This is a genomic window from Paraburkholderia sp. RL17-368-BIF-A (genome assembly GCF_046054045.1).
In the GTDB taxonomy this organism is placed as follows: domain Bacteria; phylum Pseudomonadota; class Gammaproteobacteria; order Burkholderiales; family Burkholderiaceae; genus Paraburkholderia; species Paraburkholderia graminis.
In genome coordinates, this window is the sequence record NZ_JARESN010000002.1 from 140294 (window position 1) to 159151 (window position 18858).

Annotated in this window: 13 protein-coding genes; 5 read left to right on the plus strand and 8 right to left on the minus strand. The window is 61.9% G+C overall.

Annotated features, from left to right (window positions below; genetic code table 11):
* Positions 1-8: 8 nt before the first annotated feature.
* From P0D87_RS03740 to P0D87_RS03750, 3 genes are all read right to left on the minus strand, one after another.
* Positions 9-1010: a glycosyltransferase family A protein gene (locus P0D87_RS03740; RefSeq protein WP_053859310.1), complete on the minus strand. Its 1002-nt coding sequence runs from the start codon at positions 1008-1010 to the stop codon at positions 9-11.
* A 235-nt stretch (positions 1011-1245) separates the two neighbouring features.
* Positions 1246-2262: an ATP-grasp fold amidoligase family protein gene (locus P0D87_RS03745; protein WP_053859309.1), complete on the minus strand. Its 1017-nt coding sequence runs from the start codon at positions 2260-2262 to the stop codon at positions 1246-1248.
* A 317-nt stretch (positions 2263-2579) separates the two neighbouring features.
* Positions 2580-4835: a hybrid sensor histidine kinase/response regulator gene (locus P0D87_RS03750; protein WP_053859308.1), complete on the minus strand. Its 2256-nt coding sequence runs from the start codon at positions 4833-4835 to the stop codon at positions 2580-2582.
* Positions 4836-5270: 435 nt separating this feature from the next.
* Between P0D87_RS03750 and P0D87_RS03755 the strand changes: the two genes are divergently transcribed.
* Positions 5271-5960, plus strand: coding sequence for a hydrolase (locus tag P0D87_RS03755; protein WP_006046634.1), 690 nt, complete (start codon positions 5271-5273; stop codon positions 5958-5960).
* A 75-nt stretch (positions 5961-6035) separates the two neighbouring features.
* Here P0D87_RS03755 and P0D87_RS03760 read toward each other — a convergent pair whose 3' ends face one another.
* From P0D87_RS03760 to P0D87_RS03770, 3 genes are all read right to left on the minus strand, one after another.
* Positions 6036-7925, minus strand: coding sequence for a feruloyl-CoA synthase (locus P0D87_RS03760; protein ID WP_053859307.1), 1890 nt, complete (start codon positions 7923-7925; stop codon positions 6036-6038).
* A gap of 77 nt (positions 7926-8002) precedes the next feature.
* A complete protein-coding gene (locus P0D87_RS03765; RefSeq protein WP_053860728.1) occupies positions 8003-9454 on the minus strand; it encodes an aldehyde dehydrogenase in 1452 nt (483 codons plus the stop codon).
* A 95-nt stretch (positions 9455-9549) separates the two neighbouring features.
* Positions 9550-10386: a p-hydroxycinnamoyl CoA hydratase/lyase gene (locus tag P0D87_RS03770; RefSeq protein ID WP_029965929.1), complete on the minus strand. Its 837-nt coding sequence runs from the start codon at positions 10384-10386 to the stop codon at positions 9550-9552.
* 444 nt (positions 10387-10830) lie between these two features.
* On the opposite strand from P0D87_RS03770, the gene mhpT reads away from it, so the two are divergent.
* From mhpT to P0D87_RS03785, 3 genes are read left to right on the plus strand one after another with little or no spacing between them, the layout of a single operon-like run.
* A complete protein-coding gene (gene mhpT / locus P0D87_RS03775; protein WP_082367096.1) occupies positions 10831-12072 on the plus strand; it encodes a 3-(3-hydroxy-phenyl)propionate transporter MhpT in 1242 nt (413 codons plus the stop codon).
* Positions 12073-12129: 57 nt separating this feature from the next.
* On the plus strand, positions 12130-13272 hold the full coding sequence (locus P0D87_RS03780) for a porin (RefSeq protein WP_029965926.1): 1143 nt from the start codon (positions 12130-12132) through the stop codon (positions 13270-13272).
* A 10-nt stretch (positions 13273-13282) separates the two neighbouring features.
* Positions 13283-14989: a tannase/feruloyl esterase family alpha/beta hydrolase gene (locus tag P0D87_RS03785; protein WP_053859306.1), complete on the plus strand. Its 1707-nt coding sequence runs from the start codon at positions 13283-13285 to the stop codon at positions 14987-14989.
* A 54-nt stretch (positions 14990-15043) separates the two neighbouring features.
* On the opposite strand, the gene P0D87_RS03790 is transcribed toward P0D87_RS03785, so the two are convergent.
* A complete protein-coding gene (locus P0D87_RS03790) occupies positions 15044-16246 on the minus strand; it encodes a hypothetical protein (protein WP_006046641.1) in 1203 nt (400 codons plus the stop codon).
* 329 nt (positions 16247-16575) lie between these two features.
* Here P0D87_RS03790 and P0D87_RS03795 point away from each other — a divergent pair, with 329 nt between their 5' ends.
* Positions 16576-17754, plus strand: coding sequence for a GGDEF domain-containing protein (locus P0D87_RS03795; protein ID WP_053859305.1), 1179 nt, complete (start codon positions 16576-16578; stop codon positions 17752-17754).
* Positions 17755-17802: 48 nt separating this feature from the next.
* Here the strand turns inward: P0D87_RS03795 and P0D87_RS03800 are convergent, their stop codons facing one another.
* Entirely contained in the window at positions 17803-18732 is a 930-nt protein-coding gene (locus P0D87_RS03800) for a LysR family transcriptional regulator (RefSeq protein WP_053859304.1), read from the minus strand.
* Between the last annotated feature and the right edge of the window lie 126 nt (positions 18733-18858).

The following is an 18858-nucleotide window of genomic DNA, read 5'->3' on the forward strand; positions in this document are numbered from 1 at the left end:
TGGGATGACTAAAGGCGACGCCGGGCAAGAGGGTTGGCAATATAGCGAACGGCAAAATCGGAGAGTGCTGAAAAGGGTAGAAGGCAAAGGCTTGAGAGCGCCAGCGTGCCGATCTTTTTCTTGTAGCTCCAGAAGGGATTGCCGAGGATCGAGCGAAAGTAACTATGCGACTGTCGGCTCACCCATCGCCAGCGCTTCGCAAACGGCGCCTGATAGACGGCGGAACAGAAGTACGACTTTTCGAGCGAGAAGTCATAGAAGCAAAGAGGGAGTTCAATGCCCAAACGCGCGCGCGCCATCTGCCGCAGAATCGCCCAGCGTTTGGTCAACGCCTTGGGCGCCTTGTCGTTGCTTTCCGAGTTCGCGAAATCGATCCCGCAGTTTTCGGTGCGATGCACGCGGTATGCGCCGAGCGATTCGGAAATAGTCGCGACGGCTCCGACCAGCGCGACACCGTAAATCGCATAGAAGTCCGCGCCGTAACGATTCACGTTGGCTTCGGGCACGGGGAAGATCTTCCTCAGTGCGCTTGTCCGGTATGCGTTACCCGATGCCGGCGGCGACGGATACAGCCAGCCCTGGCGCAGCAGGCTGCCGCAATCGCTCGGGGCCGCCGAATGCGGCACATAAGTACCGGAAGGTTTGCCCATCGGATCGATAACGTCGAGCCGGAATTGAACCTTGACGAAGTTGCCCGTTTCAAACACTCGCATTACGTTCGACACCGCGTGCGCATAGAGCAGATCGTCGGAATCGAGCAGCATGACGAATTCTGTGTCGATGATATTGACCGCGTCGTTATAGACGGATACCTGGCCGCCATTCTGCTTGTAGAACACTTTAACGCGCGAGCCGTAGCTTTCAATGATGTCGCGAGAGCCGTCTGTCGATCCGTCGTCGATCACGAGTACCTGCGTCGCGGGATAATCCTGGGCGAGCGCTGAGTCGATTGCCTTGGCGAGAAAGCGGCCATAGTTGTAATTACAGATGACGATCGTCACGTTTTGCATATTTATTCACCACTGTCGTGAACCGCAACCGCACATCGGGTCGCATGGGACATTTGCCGAACTAGCACAAATCAATTTACCTTTCCGTTGGTTGCGCCGCCAACAAACGGTAATGCGATATGTGCGGTCGATAACACAGCGGGCAGCGACTCGATTTGGCTTCGGTAAAGCCGGGAGCAAGCGCCCAGACGCCACGCAGACGAGCGACAAATTTGCCGAAAAAAATCGGCAAGCGTTACGCAGCGCTGACCGAATGCATCGGTAAAGGCGGCCTGGTCGACAGGAATGCGTCCGGCACGAGTTGGCCCCACTCGTAGTCGATCCGGTCGGGCGTGAAGGGCAGCACGCCGGCCCCCGGCGTGAAGGTCAGCTCGCCGAAGTAGATCTGGTTATCCGGTGCGTAAAGATCCACGCGAACATAGTCGAAATCGCCGCATAGCGTGGTCGCGGCGGCGAGAATCGCATCCAGGTTCTCGGGACGAGGCGCGGGCTTCGGGCTCGGCTTATACGCGCCAATGGCCATGTCGAGATGATTCCAGTCGGTGTCGTAGATGTCGCCGCGCGTGTCGGCGCCGAACCTGTCGGAGATCACGAGAATATAGATGAGCGGCTTTCCGCTTCGCCCGCCGAAGCAGTGCAGCTTGTAGTCCGCCGGTATCTGCCCGCTATTGTCGAGCAAAAGTTGTTCGAAAAAGATGCGCGGCTTGATCTCGCGATAGTGTTTTTCGCGCGCGATCTTGTAGAAGTCGAGCGTCAGCCAGTGATTTGCAAGCTGGCTCAGTTGTTCGAAAGAGCGTGTCGATTTGTCTCTCACTACTTCGACATACGTGCTGCCGTGATTCGCCTTCATCACGAACGAGTTCGGCAACGCGTCGAATACTTCTCTCGTGAAGATATCGGGCGCCGCGAGTAGCGGTATCACATGTTCTTCTCCGAGCTTTCTCGCGACATACTCGCGAACCGTGAGCTTGTCGGTCAACTCCGCGAACCACGGGTCGGGCCGCAGGCTTTTTTGCAGGATCTTTTCGTTGAAAGTAGTGGGGCGAAGCAGATTCGGATAACGACCTATTTCCTTGTGATGCAGCAGGCTTAGAAACACCGGCGTCGGCAGTAGCGACTTGGCTGCTTCCTTGAGCTTGCGCAGCGTCGATTGCCGCCGCACTGGAGCCGTGCTTTCCGCTAACCTGGCTGGTTGTTGCGGTACGGAAGTACCGGCTTCACCCGGAAATTGTACTGAGTTGGTCGTCGTCATTTTTCGAATCCCGTAAGTAGTTCGCGCGACAATCAGAGCCCGGCCAGGCTTCCCGATGTATCACGATGCGAGGTTAACGCACGGAACCCTGCGCAATTGAAGGCGTCGCTAAACGAAGGTGTTTTGGCCTAATCCAGTGAAAGCGGCCGTTTTTGTGGGAGGTGGATAGGCCAGCCGCGGCCAACGGCCAATCACCAGGCATAACAGTGTCTGGCAATCGAAAGAAAGTGGCCGAAGCGAACAGCGCAAAGCTGCTAATTGGCGAATGATTTTCAATTCGCCGGCCGTAATGCAGGGAGGCCGTAAGCCTATCGACTTTAGAGCGACGCGTCTGATGCGTTGTCGATTACTTCCAGTAAATCCGCGGGCTTCAGCGGTTTAACGAAGTGATGATCGAAACCCGCCGCATGGCTGCGGTCGCGGTCTGCCTTTTGACCGTAGCCCGTCAACGCGACCAGCACGCACGGTCGGTTGCCCGAACGCAGTCGCAACTGCCGGGCGAGTTCATAGCCGTCCATGACCGGCAATCCGATGTCGAGCACGGATACAGTGGGCCTGAAAGTATTCGCCTCGGCAAGCGCCGCCGTTGGGTCGTAGACAGTCTTTACCGAATGACCATAGCTTCGGAGCAGTTCCGCGAGCGCGTCCGCGGCATCGACGTTATCGTCCACCAGCAAAATGCGCCGTTGCTGCGTGCAACTGTCTGGCTCATCACGAGCCACGACGACTGGCGCAGGCTCCGCGACACGGATGGCTTCGCTCGCATTGCCGGTCGTTGTCTCCGACGACGCGCGCGGCAGCACGATCGTAAACTCGCTGCCGCAACCGGGGCCGCCGCTCGCTGCTTCCACGTGTCCGCCATGCAGCTTGACGAAGTTCTTGACGAGAGCGAGCCCGATACCGAGCCCGCCTTCGGCGCGGTCGATTGTCTGCGTGCCTTGATAGAACGTATCGAAGACGTGAGGCAACACGTCTGGCGCAATGCCCATGCCGTTATCGCACACGCGGATGCGGATATGGTCAGCGTCGGCGGCCATTGCGCTGACCGTGATCTCGCCGCCCGCTTGCGTGTATTTCGCGGCGTTGATGAGCAGATTGGCGATGACCTGCGCGAGCCGCATCGGGTCTGCCACACATTCGAGCGCCTCATCGACTTCGATCTTCAAACGATGAGCGCGTTGCTGCACGAGTACGCTCGTCATCTCCACGGCCTTCGTGATGACTTCGTGCACGTCGACCCGGCGCTTGTCCAGTTCGACATTGCCGCGGATGATGCGCGAAACGTCGAGCAGATCGTCGACGAGACGCACGAGATGATCGACATGACGCTGAATAACCGCCCGCTCGCGTGCGGCCGAATCAGTGCCGCGCCGCTCCATCAATTCGAGCGCGCTGACGATGGGCGCGAGCGGATTGCGCAGTTCGTGTCCGAGCATCGCAAGAAACTCGTCTTTTGCGCCATTCGCCTTGCGTAATTCCGCAAGCAGAAGCTCGCGGTCCGCACGCGATTTTTCGAGCGTTTCGCGGGCACGCACGTAGCCGGTGACTTCCACCGCACTGAGAATGACGCCCTCGATCTTCCCCGACGATGCACGCAACGGTTCGAAATGCAGCGTATAAACGCGTGCCGAAAGCGAATTGCCGATGCTGCCGATATCGCCGATATTGCCGGTTCGATACTCCTCATGCACGATCGGCAAGCCATGTTCGTAAACGTGCTTGAGCGCGGCGGCAATCGGTCCGCCGCGCTCGTCCGGAAACGCGTCGAGATACGCGCGGCCGAGCAGATCCTCGCGCTTCACCATGTCGAGATAGCGCGGGTTAGCGAGCTGGAACGTGTGCTTGTCCCCAAGAAGAAGCGCCGACGCGACCGGAGAGTTCATCAGCACGGCGTCGCGCTGATGCTCGGCGGTCCTTCTGCGGTTCATTTCATCTTCGAGCGATCTTGCGCGCTGCTCGGCTAGTGCGAGTCGCAGATGCAGTTCCTTGCTGCCGGCATCACGCAACGGGCTGCCGGCCAGAACATGATGATGCGCGTGGCAAATGTGGCGAAACAGTTGCGTCTGCTCGGCACCAGGAAAGAGGTGCTCAGGATAGGCGCAAAAAAGCGAAAAGCTGTGATGCGCGGCGAGGCGATTCCAGAGTTCCTCGAGTCGCAACGCGGCATCGCCGAGTCCTTGCTCGCAGAGAACCGCGACCATCTCTCCGAACGCATGCAGTGGCTGTCCGCGCTGCGCGGCCTTGGCGACGACCGCGCCGACCGTCGAGATAAAGCGGGCCTCGTCGGGCCAGCCGTCGACCATGAAGCGATCGAGCGTGGCCTGTGCGTCGAGCAGGATAAGCGCGTCATGCGTGGCGGATTGCGCGGGCGCAGTCAGGCGCGCATCGAGCCACGAAGTGAGCGACGCGACGTGATCGGCCGTGGCGATGACGATCGCGCTGCCGCCTGCGTCGAGTGCTCGCAGCAGAAAGACGCCCACGTCTTCGGTCAAGCTCGCGTCGGATTCGTAGAATTGGACGAAATGGCCGGTGTCGTGCGTGTCCTCGTGAGACGGGTTGGTGCTAGTGAGCATCTTTGACTGCCATGACGAGAGCTTCTCCTTTCGAAGAATTTACCCGCCGGTTGTAATGCGGAACATGCGTTGCAAAGGGCGATGGCGCTTTCCTGAAGAAGCGCGCTCGGCAGATGCAGCGCAAAACGGTCGGCGTCTCTAACGGAACGGCCGCCGACCCAACCTGCATTGGCAGCAAGGCCTGTGCCTGGCGCGGCCGCAAGCGCTTCAGGCTTGTTGGGCGGGGCTTTCGTCGGCTTTTAATGTCGCCAGCTTTCGCTTTGTTATTTTTAAGAACGATTAAGGACCTGGACAAGGACTCCGCAGAGGGCCGCCGATAGACTGCATTGCAGTTCCTCGCAGCAGAAGCAAGTGCGGCGCGCGTTCCCGCTGACAGTCAACCCGTCAGTCGACCTGTCAGCAGACCCCTTTTCGACCTTCAGGATCTACAAAACCATGGCTAATCCGAAACTCCAAGTCCTCACGCCTGCGAACTCGCAGATCATCTTCATCGACCAGCAGCCGCAGATGGCTTTCGGCGTCCAGTCGATCGACCGTCAGGTGCTGAAGAACAACGTAGTGGGCCTCGCGAAGGCCGCGCGCGTGTTCAATATTCCGACCACCATCACGACGGTGGAATCGGAGAGCTTTTCGGGCTATACGTACCCCGAGTTGCTGGATGTATTCCCGGGCCACAAGGTGCTCGAGCGCACGTCGATGAATTCGTGGGACGACCAGAAAGTGCGTGACTCGCTCGCCGCAAATGGCCGCAAGAAAGTCGTGGTCGCGGGCCTGTGGACGGAAGTCTGCAACAACACCTTCTCGCTGTGCGCGATGGACGAAGGCGACTACGAGATCTATATGGTTGCGGACGCATCGGGTGGCACGTCGAAAGAAGCGCACGAGTATTCGATGCAGCGCATGATTCAGGCCGGCGTGGTGCCGGTGACGTGGCAACAGGTGCTGCTCGAATGGCAGCGCGACTGGGCGCACAAGGAGACGTACGACGCGGTCATGGGCATCGTCAAGGAGCACTCGGGCGCGTACGGTATGGGCGTCGACTACGCGTACACGATGGTCCACAAGGCGGCGCAGCGCGCGGCCGGAACGCATGAGGTGCTCGCGCCCGTGCCGGCACGCAAGTAAGTAAGCGAATGGGCCGCGGCTTGCGGCCCTCGCGGTTCTTATGGTCTCGTATTCCGCGCGCCGCGTCGTTTGGCTTTACACCCAAACGTGCGGCGCGTAAATCGCGTCCGGATCGCGCCGAACGGAATCATGCAGCGCCTGCACGAGCTCGGCGCGATGCGTGAGCACTGCGCGCTGGTTGATCGAACCTTTGTCGGTGATTTCGCCGAGATCGAGCGATGGCGCGACGTCGAGCAGACGCAATCGCGCGATCGTGGTTGCGCCGCCCGTCGATTCGCGATTGAGCCGCTCTAGCAGTTCCGTGAAGAACTGCCGCACGGCAGGCGCATTCACGATCTCGGACGCATTCGCCGACTCAGGCAGTTGCGCGAGCCGCCGGCAATCGTCGAGTCGCGGAAAAACCAGCATGCCGACATCGTCGCAATTGAGTCCTGTCACGACCACGTCCTGCACATACGGAGCGCCGGCTGAGATGACGCGCGCCCGCATCGGCCCCACGCTAACGAACGTGCCCGAGCTCAGCTTGAAGTCTTCGGCGATGCGGCCATCGAACATCAGACCCCGTTCCGGCTGCTGGGGGTCCACGAATTTCAGCGCGTCGCCGCTACAGTAAAAGCCTTCTTCGTCGAACGATTTCGCAGTGGCCGCGCTGTCCATGCGCCAATAGCCGCGCATCACATGCGGTCCGCGAAAGCGCGCTTCGAGCTTGCCCGCCACGGGCACGAGTTTCACTTCGCAACCGGGCGCGGGCACGCCGACATAGCCCGCGCACATCGCAGGGAGCGTGGTGAAGAGGCACGACGGCGACGTTTCCGTCATGCCGAGGCCCGCCATGATGCGAATGCGCTCGCCGCAATGGCGCTCCGTGACCTGCTGCAAACGATCCCACGCTGCCTGCGAAAGTCCGGCTCCCGCGAAGAAATACACCTTCACGCGTGAGAAAAACGTCTCGCGCAGTGTTGCGTCGTTTTCGAGCGCGCTCGTCAATTCCTCCCAGCCTTTCGGCACATTGAAGTAGATTGTCGGCGCAATCTCACGAAGATTGCGCAGCGTCTCGTCGAATTTCTTGCCGACGGGTTTGCCGTCGTCGATATAAAGCGTGCCGCCGTTATAGAGCGCGATGCCCGCGTTATGACTGCCGCCGAAGGTGTGATTCCACGGCAGCCAGTCGACCAGCACGGGCGGCTCGTCGGCGAATTGCGGAAATGTTTCGAGCAGCATCTGCTGATTGCTGCACAGCATGCGATGCGTGGTCGGCACCGCCTTCGGCAACATCGTCGAGCCGGACGTGAAGAGAAACTTGGCGATGCTGTCCGCGGCGATGGCTTCATGCGCGGCATCGACCGTTGTGGGCGCAGTGTCGAGCAGCGTGGAGAGATTCGTTATCGCGCGCCCGCACGAACCGGTGGCCGCAACGACTTCGACATCGGCGGGCAAGGTTGTGTCGATCGCGGCGGCGAACGCAGTGGCGTCCGTCGCGAACACGAGGCCGGGCGTGAGCAGTTCGAGCGCGTGGCGCAGCTTGCCGTAGTCGCTGGAAACGAGCGAATAGGCCGGCGAAATAGGGGCGTACGGCACGCCGGCCCACATTGCGCCGAGCGCGAACATCATGTGTTCGAGATCGTTGCCCGAGAGAATCGCGACGGGCCGCTCAGCCGACAGCTTGCGATCGAGCAGCGCCTGGCCGATTGCGCGCGCGTGCTCGAGCATCTGCGCATAGCTGATGCCGTGCCATGCGCCGTCCGCGCCGCGGCGCGCGACGAGCCAGCGATCGGGATGCTGTTGCGCGCCGCTCGCGAGCCGGTCGGTCAGACGCTTCGGGTACGCGCCGGGTTGCGCGGTCGACTCCATGTACCAGACGTCTGCCTCGCGGCGAACGCGTGCGGGCGCCGAGCCGATCCGCACGTCGCGATAACGCACGGACGTTTCATTGTCGACACTGGATTGCGTCGGCTGCAAATTCACTGATTGTCTCCTTCCTGCCGTCTTTCGTCTGTTGCGAAGAACGCGGATTCGAATGATGCCGATACACGGCACGCGTGTCAGATCGGATAGTGGCGCGGGCCTGTCTGAATCGTAATCCAGCGCAGGTCGGTGAACTCCGCAATCGACGCCTTGCTGCCGAAACGTCCATAGCCGCTGCCCTTCACGCCGCCGAACGGCATCTGCGCTTCGTCGTGCACGGTCGGCCCGTTGATGTGGCAAATGCCCGACTCGACGCGTTTGGCGACGCCCATCGCGCGCGCAATATCGCGGCTGAAAACGGCCGCCGACAAACCGAACTCGCTGTCGTTCGCCCGTTGCACGGCTTCGTCGTCGCTGTCCACGCGCAGCACGGTCACGACCGGCGCGAACGATTCCTCGGCGTATAGCTTCATGGCCGGACTCACGCGATCGACGATGGTGGGTTGCATGATCGCGCCGCGCAGTGCGCCGCCGCCGAGTATCGTCGCGCCATGCTCGCGCGCATCGTCGACCAGTGCCGTTGCGCGTTGCGCAGCCTGAGCGCTGACCATCGCGCCGAGCACTGCGCCGTGAGCGGTCGGTGCATCCGCAACGAGTTGGCGGGTCTTTTCGGCAAGCTTGCCGACGAGCGCATCGGCCACGCTGCGATGCGCGATCACGCGTTCGGTCGACATGCAGATTTGCCCCTGATTGAAGAACGCGCCGAATGCGATCGCATCCACGGCCGCGTCGAGATCGGCGTCGTCCAGCACGAGCACCGGCGCCTTGCCGCCGAGTTCGAGCAACGCGGGCTTCAAATGCTTGGCGGCATGCATCGCGATGATGCGGCCCACGTGAGTCGAGCCGGTAAAGTTCACGCGCCGCACGGCAGGATGCGCAATCAATCGTTCGACGATGGCGGCTGCATCTTCCGGCGCGTTCGTCACGACATTGACGACGCCGTCTCCAAGGCCCGCTTCATGCAGCACGCTGCCGATCATTCTGTGCACGGCCGGACAGGCTTCCGACGCCTTCAGCACGACCGTATTGCCGCACGCGAGCGGCATGGCGAGCGCGCGCGTGCCGAGAATCACCGGCGCATTCCACGGCGCGATGCCGAGCACCACGCCGCACGGCTGGCGAACGGCCAACGCGATATTGTCGGGCGTGTCGGTGGGAATCACGCTGCCGTCGATTTGCGTGGTCATGGCGGCCGCTTCGCGCAGCATGTTGGCCGCGAGATGCACATTGAAGCCGTACCAGTTCGCCATCGCGCCCGTTTCCGCCATGCCGCATTCGATGAATGCGCCGGCTCGCGCGTCCATGATGTCAGCGGCTTTTAGCAGACGCGCGCGGCGCTCGGTGGGCCGCAATGCGGACCACGCGGGAAACGCGGCCGCGGCGGCGTCAACTGCGGCGTCCGCATCGGCGAGCGTCGCGGCCGGCGCACGCGAAGCCACCTCGCCGGTGACGGGGTTAATGCGCTCGAACGTCGCGCCGTTCGACGCCGGATAGTCCTTGCCGCCGATCAACATGCTTACTTCGTTCACGATGGCTGTCTCCTTCATGTTGTTCCTGCTTTGCGTGCCGTGCGCGTCGAAAGCGCCGGCACGCAGACTAGCTTCATTCACGCTTCATTCACGTTTCATTCGCCGCGCTTGTATGCCTGAAGCCCCGGCTTGATCGACTTCTGATCGAGGAATTGCCGCAGTCCTTCCTCGCGGCCTTTTTCCGGATCGCGCAATTGCGCCTGGTCGAGCTTCGCGTACAGATAGTCTTCATTCTGCTCCCAGGTCAGTTCGCGCGAACGCTTGAAGCCATGCTTCGCGGCGCGCAGAACGACCGGGTTCTTTTCGAGCAGCTTGCCCGCCAACGCGACCGTCTCCGCGCGCAACTGCTCGCGCGGCACGCTCTTGTTGACGAGGCCCATTGCCGCGGCTTGCGCGCCGTCAAACGTATCGCCGGTCATGATGTAGTAGAGCGCCTGGCGATGTCCGACCGTATCCGCCATCGCCTTGCTCACCAGATTGCCCGGCGGAATGCCCCAGTTGATTTCGGAGAGGCCGAACACCGCTTCATCGGCTGCGATCGCGAGATCGCACGCGACGAGCGGCGAGAAGCCGCCGCCGAAACACCAGCCGTTGACCATCGCGATGGTCGGCTTCGAGTACATGCGCAAGAGCTTCCATTGCCATTGGCAGGCGTCGCGACGAATCTTTTCCTGAAGGATTTCCGGGCCCGCGTCGACTTCGCGGAAGTACTCCTTCAGGTCCATGCCCGCCGTCCATGCATCGCCCGCGCCGGTCAGCACGAGTACTTTTGCGTCGGCGTCCAGTTCCAGCGTTTCCAGAACCTGCACCATTTCGCTGTTGAGCGTGGGGCTCATTGCATTGCGCTTCTCGGGACGATTGAACATCACCCATGCAATGCCTTCCTGGACCTTTACGTCGACCGTTTTCCAGCGACCCTCATAACTTGCCATGTTCGTAGCTCCAGCGCTTTTTGCGCGTATCAATGTGTGTCGTGATGTGCGAGTACCCGGTAGCGTTTCCGCTTGCGTCCGAAGCGGCGTTTCGTATCAGGTAGCCTGATACAAGTCTAGTATCAAGCGGCCTGCGACACAATCGCTATGTGATCGGGGAAAACCCTTGGCGCTGCCATTCCGTTTCGTCATTGCGCTCGATACCTGGGGTATTCACCAAACACGCGGTTCTTGTTTTGTCAGGGTGCCTGATATTTAATATGCTCGATCGCAGCGAACTTCCGCGCGTTCTCCCGAACGCGCTTTTCTTCGCTCTGAATCTCAGGTGGCCTGATACATACGACGTTGAAGCATCGGCGGACATCGACATAACAAGCAGCAATCAACTTGCATGAGACCGCGGTAAGACGCTCGCGCGTCGGCTCCGGTCGAAAGGAGACAGACATGAAATCCACCCGAACAGCCTTGCCGGCAGACGGCATCACGCAGCCTGCCGCGCGAACCGGCGCCGTCGTGACATTGAGCCTTTGTTTTGCGGTTGCCCTGCTCGAAGGACTCGACCTTCAATCGGTGGGCGTCGCGGCGCCGCGCATGGCGCGCGAATTCGGCCTGAGCGTCGCGCAAATGGGGCTCGCGTTCAGTGCCGGCACCTTCGGACTGTTGCCCGGCGCGATGCTCGGCGGACGGCTCGCGGACCGTATCGGCCGCAAACGCATCCTGATTCTATGCGCGTGTCTGTTCGGCTTGTTGTCGATCGCGACGGCGCTCGTCAGCAGCTTCGGCATGCTGGTGTTCGTGCGCGTGCTGACGGGCATCGGTCTTGGCGGCGCGCTGCCGAACCTGATCGCGCTGTCGTCGGAAGCCGTGTCGCCGAAGTCGCGCAACACGGCGGTCAGCGTGATGTATTGCGGCATTCCGTTTGGCGGAGTGATCGCTTCGCTCGTCGGCATCGTCAGTATCGGCGATACGGAGTGGCGCCATATCTTCTATGTCGGCGGCGCGGGGCCATTGATTCTGGTGCCGCTGCTGCTGGCCTGCCTGCCCGAATCGAGCGCATTCCAGCGCGCGTCGCACGGCATGAACGCAAAACCGGCGCCTATCGGCGAAGTGCTTTTTGGCGCGAACCGCGGGCTTTCCACGCTGCAAATCTGGGTTAGCTACTTCTGCACGCTAATTGTCCTGTACTTCCTGCTCAACTGGCTGCCCTCGCTGATGGCGGCGCGCGGACTCGCTCGTGCGGAAGTGGGCTACGTGCAGATCTTTTTCAACATCGGCGGCGGACTCGGCGCGCTCTTCATCGGCATGTTGATGGATCGTCTGCGCGGCGGCGTTGTTGTGTCCGGCATGTACGTCGGCATCATCGCGTCGCTCGCGGCGTTGTCGATCGCGCCCAGCTTTGCGGCGCTCACCATCTCCGCGTTCTGCGCGGGGATGTTCGTGATCGGCGGGCAATCGGTGCTGTATGCGCTTTCCGCCGCGTTCTATCCGACGGCGATGCGCGGCACCGGCGTCGGCGCAGCGGTGGCCGTGGGCCGCGTGGGTTCGGTGGTCGGGCCGCTGGCCGCAGGCCAACTGCTCGCGATGGGCCGCAGTTCGTCGACGGTCATCGGTGCAAGCATTCCCGTCACGTTGATTGCGGCGGCAGCGGCGTTGTTGCTGATTCGCCGGCCGCGTGCGGCGGACTGATAAGCCATCCTGAGTATCGACATTGAAATAACAACACTACGTTTGGAGACAATCGCGATGCAAACAACCACGACCCGGCTTCTGGTATCGAGCGCGCTTTGTGCGCTCAGCACGACGGCGTTCGCGCAGTCGAGCGTCACGTTCTACGGCATCGTCGATACGGGCATCGAATACGTATCGCATGCGAACGCCGCGGGCGGTCACGTGTTTCGCATGCCTGCCGTGACGGGCGAGCTGCCGTCGCGTTGGGGCCTGCGCGGCGTCGAAGACCTGGGCGGCGGCTATAGCGCCGTGTTTACACTCGAAAGCGGCTTCAACGTTCGCGACGGCAGTTCGGGACAGGGCGGCCGGTTGTTCGGACGACAGGCTTTCGTCGGCCTCAAGGCGCCTTATGGAACGCTTGCATTCGGCCGGCAATACACGATGACGTATCTCGCGCTGCAAGGCGCGGACATTATCGGACCGGACATCTACGGCATGGGTTCGCTCGACGCTTATGTGCCGAATGCGCGCGCCGACAATTCGGTCACTTACATGGGCACGTACAAGGGCTTTACGCTCGGCGCGGGCTACTCGTTCGGCCGCGATTCGGCGGGCACCGGCAATTCGCCGGGGCAGGGCACATGCGCGGGCTCGGTCGCCGGGCACCCAACGGAATGTCGCGACTGGTCGGTGATGCTCAAGTACGACGCGCAGTACTTCGGCGTCGCGGCATCGTATGAGGAGCAGCGCGGCGGTGCGAGTGGACAGGCGAATTTCTTCGACGGCGTGCCGCCCACAGTGCTCTCCAACGGCGCGGACAAGGACGCGCGCACGCATGTCAGCGCCTACGCGCAATACGCAGGCGCGAAAGTCGGCGCGGGCTGGCTGGGCCGTCGCGTGGTAACGGATTCGCCGGCGGTGCCGAACGTGCGCTCCGATCTTTTCTTCGTGGGCGCGTCGTACTTCGTGACGCCCGCGTTTGTCGTCGATGGAGAAGTGTTCCGCATCATCAACAGTGCGCACGATTCGCGCGCGACGATGGGCACGTTGCGCACCACGTATCTGCTGAGCAAGCGCTCGTCGGTGTACGCGCAAGCGGCGTATCTCGCGAATAGCGCGAAGGCGCGCTATTCGGTAAGCGGCGGCGGTGGCGGCACCACGCCCGCGGCGGGCATCGGACAAACCGGCGTGATGCTCGGCATCAAGCACGCATTCTAGGAGACATCGAATGAGAAAGTCTGTGATTGCGGTATGTGTTTCCGCCGCGTTGAGTGCATGCGGCGGCTCGACGGACGACACGTCGACGTTGCCGCGTCTGAGCGCGGCGACACCCGCGGCGCTCGTCGGCAATTGCGCGGCGTTGGCCAGCAAGTTGTCGTTCGCGAACACCACCTTCAGTTCCGTGCAGGACGTACCCGCTGGAACACTGAAGGTGGCGGGCAAACCGATTGCCGAACATTGCCTCGTGCAAGGGCAGATGAATCAGCGCGTGAGTGCCGTCGACGGAAAAACGTATGCGATCGGCTTCGAAATGCGTCTGCCCGTTGCATGGAATGGGCGCTTCTTCTATCAGGCCAACGGCGGGCTCGACGGCAACATCGTGACGGCGACGGGCGAGATCGGCGGAGGCGGTCCGCTCAACGACGCGCTGAACATGGGATTCGCCGTGATCAGCTCGGACGCCGGCCACTCGTCGTCGCAGAATCCGCAGTTCGGCCTCGATCCGCAAGCGCGCATCGACTACGGTTATAACGCGGTCGCCACGCTCACGCCGATGGCCAAGCAGGCGATTCGCACCGCGTACGGCAAGGCGCCGGATCGCAGCTATTTCGAAGGCTGCTCGAACGGCGGGCGTCACGCGATGGTGGCGGCGGCGAGGTCGTCGGCGGAATACGACGGCATCATTTCCGGCGATCCGGGCTTTCATTTGCCGAAGGCGGCTATCGGCGAAATGTGGGGCGCGCAGCAACTCGCCAAGGTTGCGACCGCAACGACCGCGAATGGCCTGCCCGACATCAAGACCGGCTTTACCGCTGCGGAACGGCAACTGGTGGCCTCGCGAATCATCGCGAAGTGCGATGCGCTCGATGGCGCCGCGGACGGCATGGTGCAGGATATTAAGGCATGCCAGGCGAACTTCAGCCTCGCTGCGGACGTGCCGACCTGCTCGGGCGACGTGCGCGACGGCACATGCCTGACCACCGCGCAGAAGGATGCAATCGGCAATGTGTTCTCCGGCGCGCGCAACAGCGCGGGCACGGCGCTTTACGCGAGCTTTCCGTACGATGTCGGCGTGAGCGGCGCAGGCTGGGCGCAGTGGAAGCAGACCAATTCGATCACGCTCGATCCCGCCGCGGCTGCGTTCACATTTACGACGCCGCCGCAAAGCGCGTCGTTGCTCGCGCAGTTGTCGGCTTATGCGCTGAACTTCAGCATGGATACCGACGCACCGAAAATCTTCGCGACGAGCGGCGCTTACTCGGAATCGTCGTGGTCGTTCATGACGCCGCCGGATGAAACGAACCTCGGTGCACTCAAGCGACGCGGCGCGAAGCTGATGGTGTATCACGGCACGAGCGACCCCGTGTTCTCATCGAACGATACGACCGACTGGTATCAACGCTTGATGGCGGCCAATGGCGGCGATGCGAGCAGTTTCGCGCGGCTTTATACCGTCGCCGGAATGAACCATTGTTCGGGTGGTCCCGCCGCCGACCAGTTCGACATGCTGACGCCGATGATCGCGTGGGTAGAGCAGGGCAAGGCGCCCGATAGCGTGATCGCGACCGCGCGCGATGCGAGCAACGCGTTGCCGAACAGCGAAGTGCCTGCGAATTGGGGCGCGGGCCGCACGCGGCCGCTGTGTCCTTATCCGAAGGTCGCGCGCTACAAGAGCGGGGATGTGAATTCAGCAGCCAGCTTTTCGTGTAGTTGATGTGTGAACGCGGCGCCGGCGTCGGCGCCGCGTTCACACAGAAATACCGTCACATCACTGCGGCTCGTACCACGAATAAGTCGCGAGTGTGCTTATCGGCGGCGTGCCGATCTGCAGCGTGACGTCGCGCAGCGAAGTCAATTCGATGTTGCGCAGGTCGCCCATATAGCGGCGCGAATCGCCGTTGTCGTTGATATACGCCACCACGTCCCCCGTGATGCCCGCGACATTCGTGCTGGAAAGCGGCTGCCCCCAGATGTCGAAGAACTGACCGAGCGTGAAGGTCTTAAGCGTCGGCGTTTCGATATGGATGATGCCGGTCTGGTCGTGCGTATGCATCTCGTAGTTGCACTGCGAAAGAATGCCCACGTTGGCCGGCAGCGCGAGCCATTGACCGTCCTTGATGATCGCGAGATGCGCGTGCACGTGATACAGCTCGGCCATGCCCGCGGCACAGATCAATCCGTCGACCGCTGCGCCGGTGCCGCCCGTCGACGTATTGCCGTTCGGCCAGAACGTCGTGCCGACCACACCGCCGTAGGCCAACGTGATCGGCTTCGGATCGAACGGCGGCGGATCGGTCCATGTGTAAGTGGGAATCTGCGTCAGCGGCGTGCCGACCATCACGGTGACTTCGCCATGTGGCGGAAGCACGAGGCTCGCAGGATCGCCCGTGTATTTCGACAGCGTGCCGCCGTCGTTCACATAGATCGTAACCGGCGATCCGCTCAGCCCGGCGACGCTCGATGCGCCCAGCGTTTCGCCCCAGATCGCAAAGAACTGACCGAGCGTGTACGACGCGCCGGTCGTCGTATCCATATGGATCTTGCCGCTTGCATCGACGGTATGCAGCGGATACGCGCAACCCGTTTGCGCGGCCATCGTCGGACCGACCGTGCCGATGTTGGCAGGCACCGCGAGCAGGCGGCCATTCTGATAGATGGACAGATGCGTGTACGTGTAAGCCGTGCTGCGCACCGCGCAGTTAAGCCCGCTGACCGGCTGCCCGGTTCCGCCCGAAGACGTGGAGCCTGTCGGCCAGTTCGCGTCGCCAAGCGTGGTGCCGTCGATCACGGGCGTCGCGGCGGCCAGCGTGGGTGTCGTCGCGTTCGTGCCCGATGCAGCGGGCGCGGGTGCCGCGGCGCCCGCACCGTTGGCTCCTGGGTTCGAGGCTCCGCCGCCGCCTCCACCGCCGCAGCCGGCAAGAATCAGTAAGGCGCCAATCAGGGCGGATCGTGAATACAGCCGTTCCAACATTGCGTGCTCCATGCCTTGGTTGAAATTGAATACGTGGAAGCAGACGCCGCGTTAACTGCGCGGCATGCCCCTCGCTGCGCAGACCGGCTGCAACGGAATGGCGAAGCTGGCGCACAGGCGCCCGCTCATACAAATCGGCAATTTGAGGTTAGCAGATGCATTTGCGAAATAAACGGATTGAATAACAACGTTTTGCGACTTTTTATGTCGCATTTTGGTGTGTCGGGAGAAACCGGGCGTCATTTAGCTCACCTGCATCGGGGAATGCGGCGGCACGGTAAAATGCCGCAGCCGCCGCAATCTGCTGGCGTCGAACCCTTCCGTCAGCGATGCATGTCGATCTTCTTACCCTCTATCTCCTGATCATCGGAACGCTTTTCGCCAGTTCCGGAATGACGCTGTGGGAGCACCGCAGTCATCCGAAGCGCAGCACGGAGTTGAGAGTACTGGCAGCCGCCTATGCGACGCTCGCAATCGGTTGCGCGGCGGCAGTGTTTCGTCGCGACGTGCCCGGCCCGTGGGGTTCCGCGCTGAGCAATCTGGTCATTTTGACGGGCTATTTGCTGGTGCTGCACGGTGTCGCGTTGCTGAACGGGCGGCAATATCGAGCCGCGTCTTTCGGGCTGCTCGTCGTGATGGCGCTCATCTGGATGGCGAGCGGCGCGCATTGGGAGAGCACGGTCTGGGCCTACGTTAGCGCAATCCCCATCGCGCTCGCGAGCGGCATGACGTCGCGCGAACTACTCCGAAGCGACGACTTCAAAGCGCTGCAATCGCGCTATATCGCCGTCGCCGTGACGGGCATTCACGCGTTCACTTATGCGATGCGGGCGCTCGCCCTGCCGTGGCTCGTCGCGCGGTACGGCAATGACCTGTTGCTGATCGCGAGCGCGATAACCATGTATGAAGGCGTGCTCTATTCGGTCGTTCTGCCGATGACTCTACTCAAGCTCATCCGCGAGGAAACGCATGGCCGGCTCCTGCAGGAATCGCAGACCGATTTTCTGACGCGTCTTGGCAATCGCAGATGGTTCTTCGAGGAAGGCGAACGCGTTCTCGGCGAGGGCAGCAAGAACCGGCCGTTGTCGCTGCTCGCGCTTGACCTCGATCACTTCAAGAAGCTCAACGACCGCTACGGTCATCATGCCGGCGACGAAGTACTTAGATCGTTTGCGGAAGTGGCGCGCCGCGTGGTGAGCCACGAGGCCGTGTTGGCGCGCATCGGCGGAGAAGAGTTCGCCGCGCTGTTGCCCGGTCATGACGAAGCGCGCGCGAAAGCGGTGGGTGAGGCGATTGTCGAGTGCTTCGCGCAGACGGTCTCGCATCGCGTGAACGGCGCGGAAGTCCGGGCGACGGTCAGCATCGGCCTCGCGCATTCGACGCACGCGGGTCAGCCGCTTGCGGAACTGCTGGCCGCTGCGGACGGGGCGCTTTATCGCGCGAAGTCGCTGGGTGGGAATCGGGTGGAAGAGGCGGGGAAGGTGGTGCATCTTACGGTTGCAAGATGACGTGTTGCGTGTGGTGTTCTGGGCGCCGTCGACCCGCAATCGGCCGCTTTACAACGGCACCTGTTGGCGACATACCGACAACACAAGTTGCCTCAGCCAACGATGAACCGGGTCCACTTCAACACGCGGATGCCACATCTGGGAGACGGTGATCTGCTGCGTCGCGACCGGAAGTTCGAACGCGTGGATGTCGGCGCTTGCAGCGCCTTCGCGGCATGCCGTGTGAGCGCCGACGAATGAAGCCGGCACCAGCGCGACGAGATCGGACGTGCGCGCCACGGCGAGCGCGGCGGGAAAGCCCGGCACCACCGCGACGATGGTGCGTTCGAGGCCGAGGAGCGCCAACGCATCGTCGACAGGACCGCTTGCGTTTGCGCGTCGCGACGCCACGACGTGACCGAACGCGACATACCGTTCAGCGGTAATCTCGCCGTCCCGTTCGAGCGGATGGCCTTTTCTGACGACGCCCATGAAACGATCGCGGAATAGCGCCTGTAAGCGCACTTCCGGGCCCATCTCGCCGAGCACGCCGATTTCGAGGTCAGCGGAACCGTCTCGCAGCGGGTTCGCGTTCTTCTCCGGCTTCGATGCAAAACGCAAGCGGACGTGCGGCGCAATTTTTGTTGCCGCGGCGATGAGCGGCGAGCCGAAGGCTTCGACGAAGCCGTCGTTGGCGCGAATGGTGAAGGTCTGCCGCAACGTCGACAAGTCGGGTTCAGTATGCGACGGACGAAGAACGGCGCGTGCTTCATAAAGAGCACTTCGCGTGCGTTCGCGAATCGCCTCGGCATACGGCGTCAACACCATCTCGCGCCCCGCGCGCACCAACAGTGGATCGCCCGTTGTAGCGCGAAGCCGCGCCAGCGTTCGACTCATTGCCGAGGCACTCAGGCCCAGGCGGCGGGCAGCGCCCGCCACGCTTCCATCGTCGAGCAGCGTTTCAAGCGCAATCAATAGATTGAGGTCGGTTTCGGGCATGTCCGATCGTAACATTCGCGTGCGGGACGAGGCGTTTGCCGCAGGTTATGAATGCATCTGTCGCGCCTTCCGGCAGTCGTCACGAGCGATTATATTTTCCCGATCGAATTGCTTAACGACGGGGAG

Coding starts and splice junctions, on each gene's coding strand:
- mhpT (WP_082367096.1), top strand. CDS start 10,831: ATGAAATCCACCCGAACAGCCTTGCCGGCAGACGGCATCACGCAGCCT.
- P0D87_RS03755 (WP_006046634.1), top strand. CDS start 5,271: ATGGCTAATCCGAAACTCCAAGTCCTCACGCCTGCGAACTCGCAGATC.
- P0D87_RS03795 (WP_053859305.1), top strand. CDS start 16,576: ATGCATGTCGATCTTCTTACCCTCTATCTCCTGATCATCGGAACGCTT.
- P0D87_RS03745 (WP_053859309.1), bottom strand. CDS start 2,262: ATGACGACGACCAACTCAGTACAATTTCCGGGTGAAGCCGGTACTTCC.
- P0D87_RS03785 (WP_053859306.1), top strand. CDS start 13,283: ATGAGAAAGTCTGTGATTGCGGTATGTGTTTCCGCCGCGTTGAGTGCA.
- P0D87_RS03800 (WP_053859304.1), bottom strand. CDS start 18,732: ATGCCCGAAACCGACCTCAATCTATTGATTGCGCTTGAAACGCTGCTC.
- P0D87_RS03740 (WP_053859310.1), bottom strand. CDS start 1,010: ATGCAAAACGTGACGATCGTCATCTGTAATTACAACTATGGCCGCTTT.
- P0D87_RS03770 (WP_029965929.1), bottom strand. CDS start 10,386: ATGGCAAGTTATGAGGGTCGCTGGAAAACGGTCGACGTAAAGGTCCAG.
- P0D87_RS03750 (WP_053859308.1), bottom strand. CDS start 4,835: ATGCTCACTAGCACCAACCCGTCTCACGAGGACACGCACGACACCGGC.
- P0D87_RS03790 (WP_006046641.1), bottom strand. CDS start 16,246: ATGTTGGAACGGCTGTATTCACGATCCGCCCTGATTGGCGCCTTACTG.
- P0D87_RS03780 (WP_029965926.1), top strand. CDS start 12,130: ATGCAAACAACCACGACCCGGCTTCTGGTATCGAGCGCGCTTTGTGCG.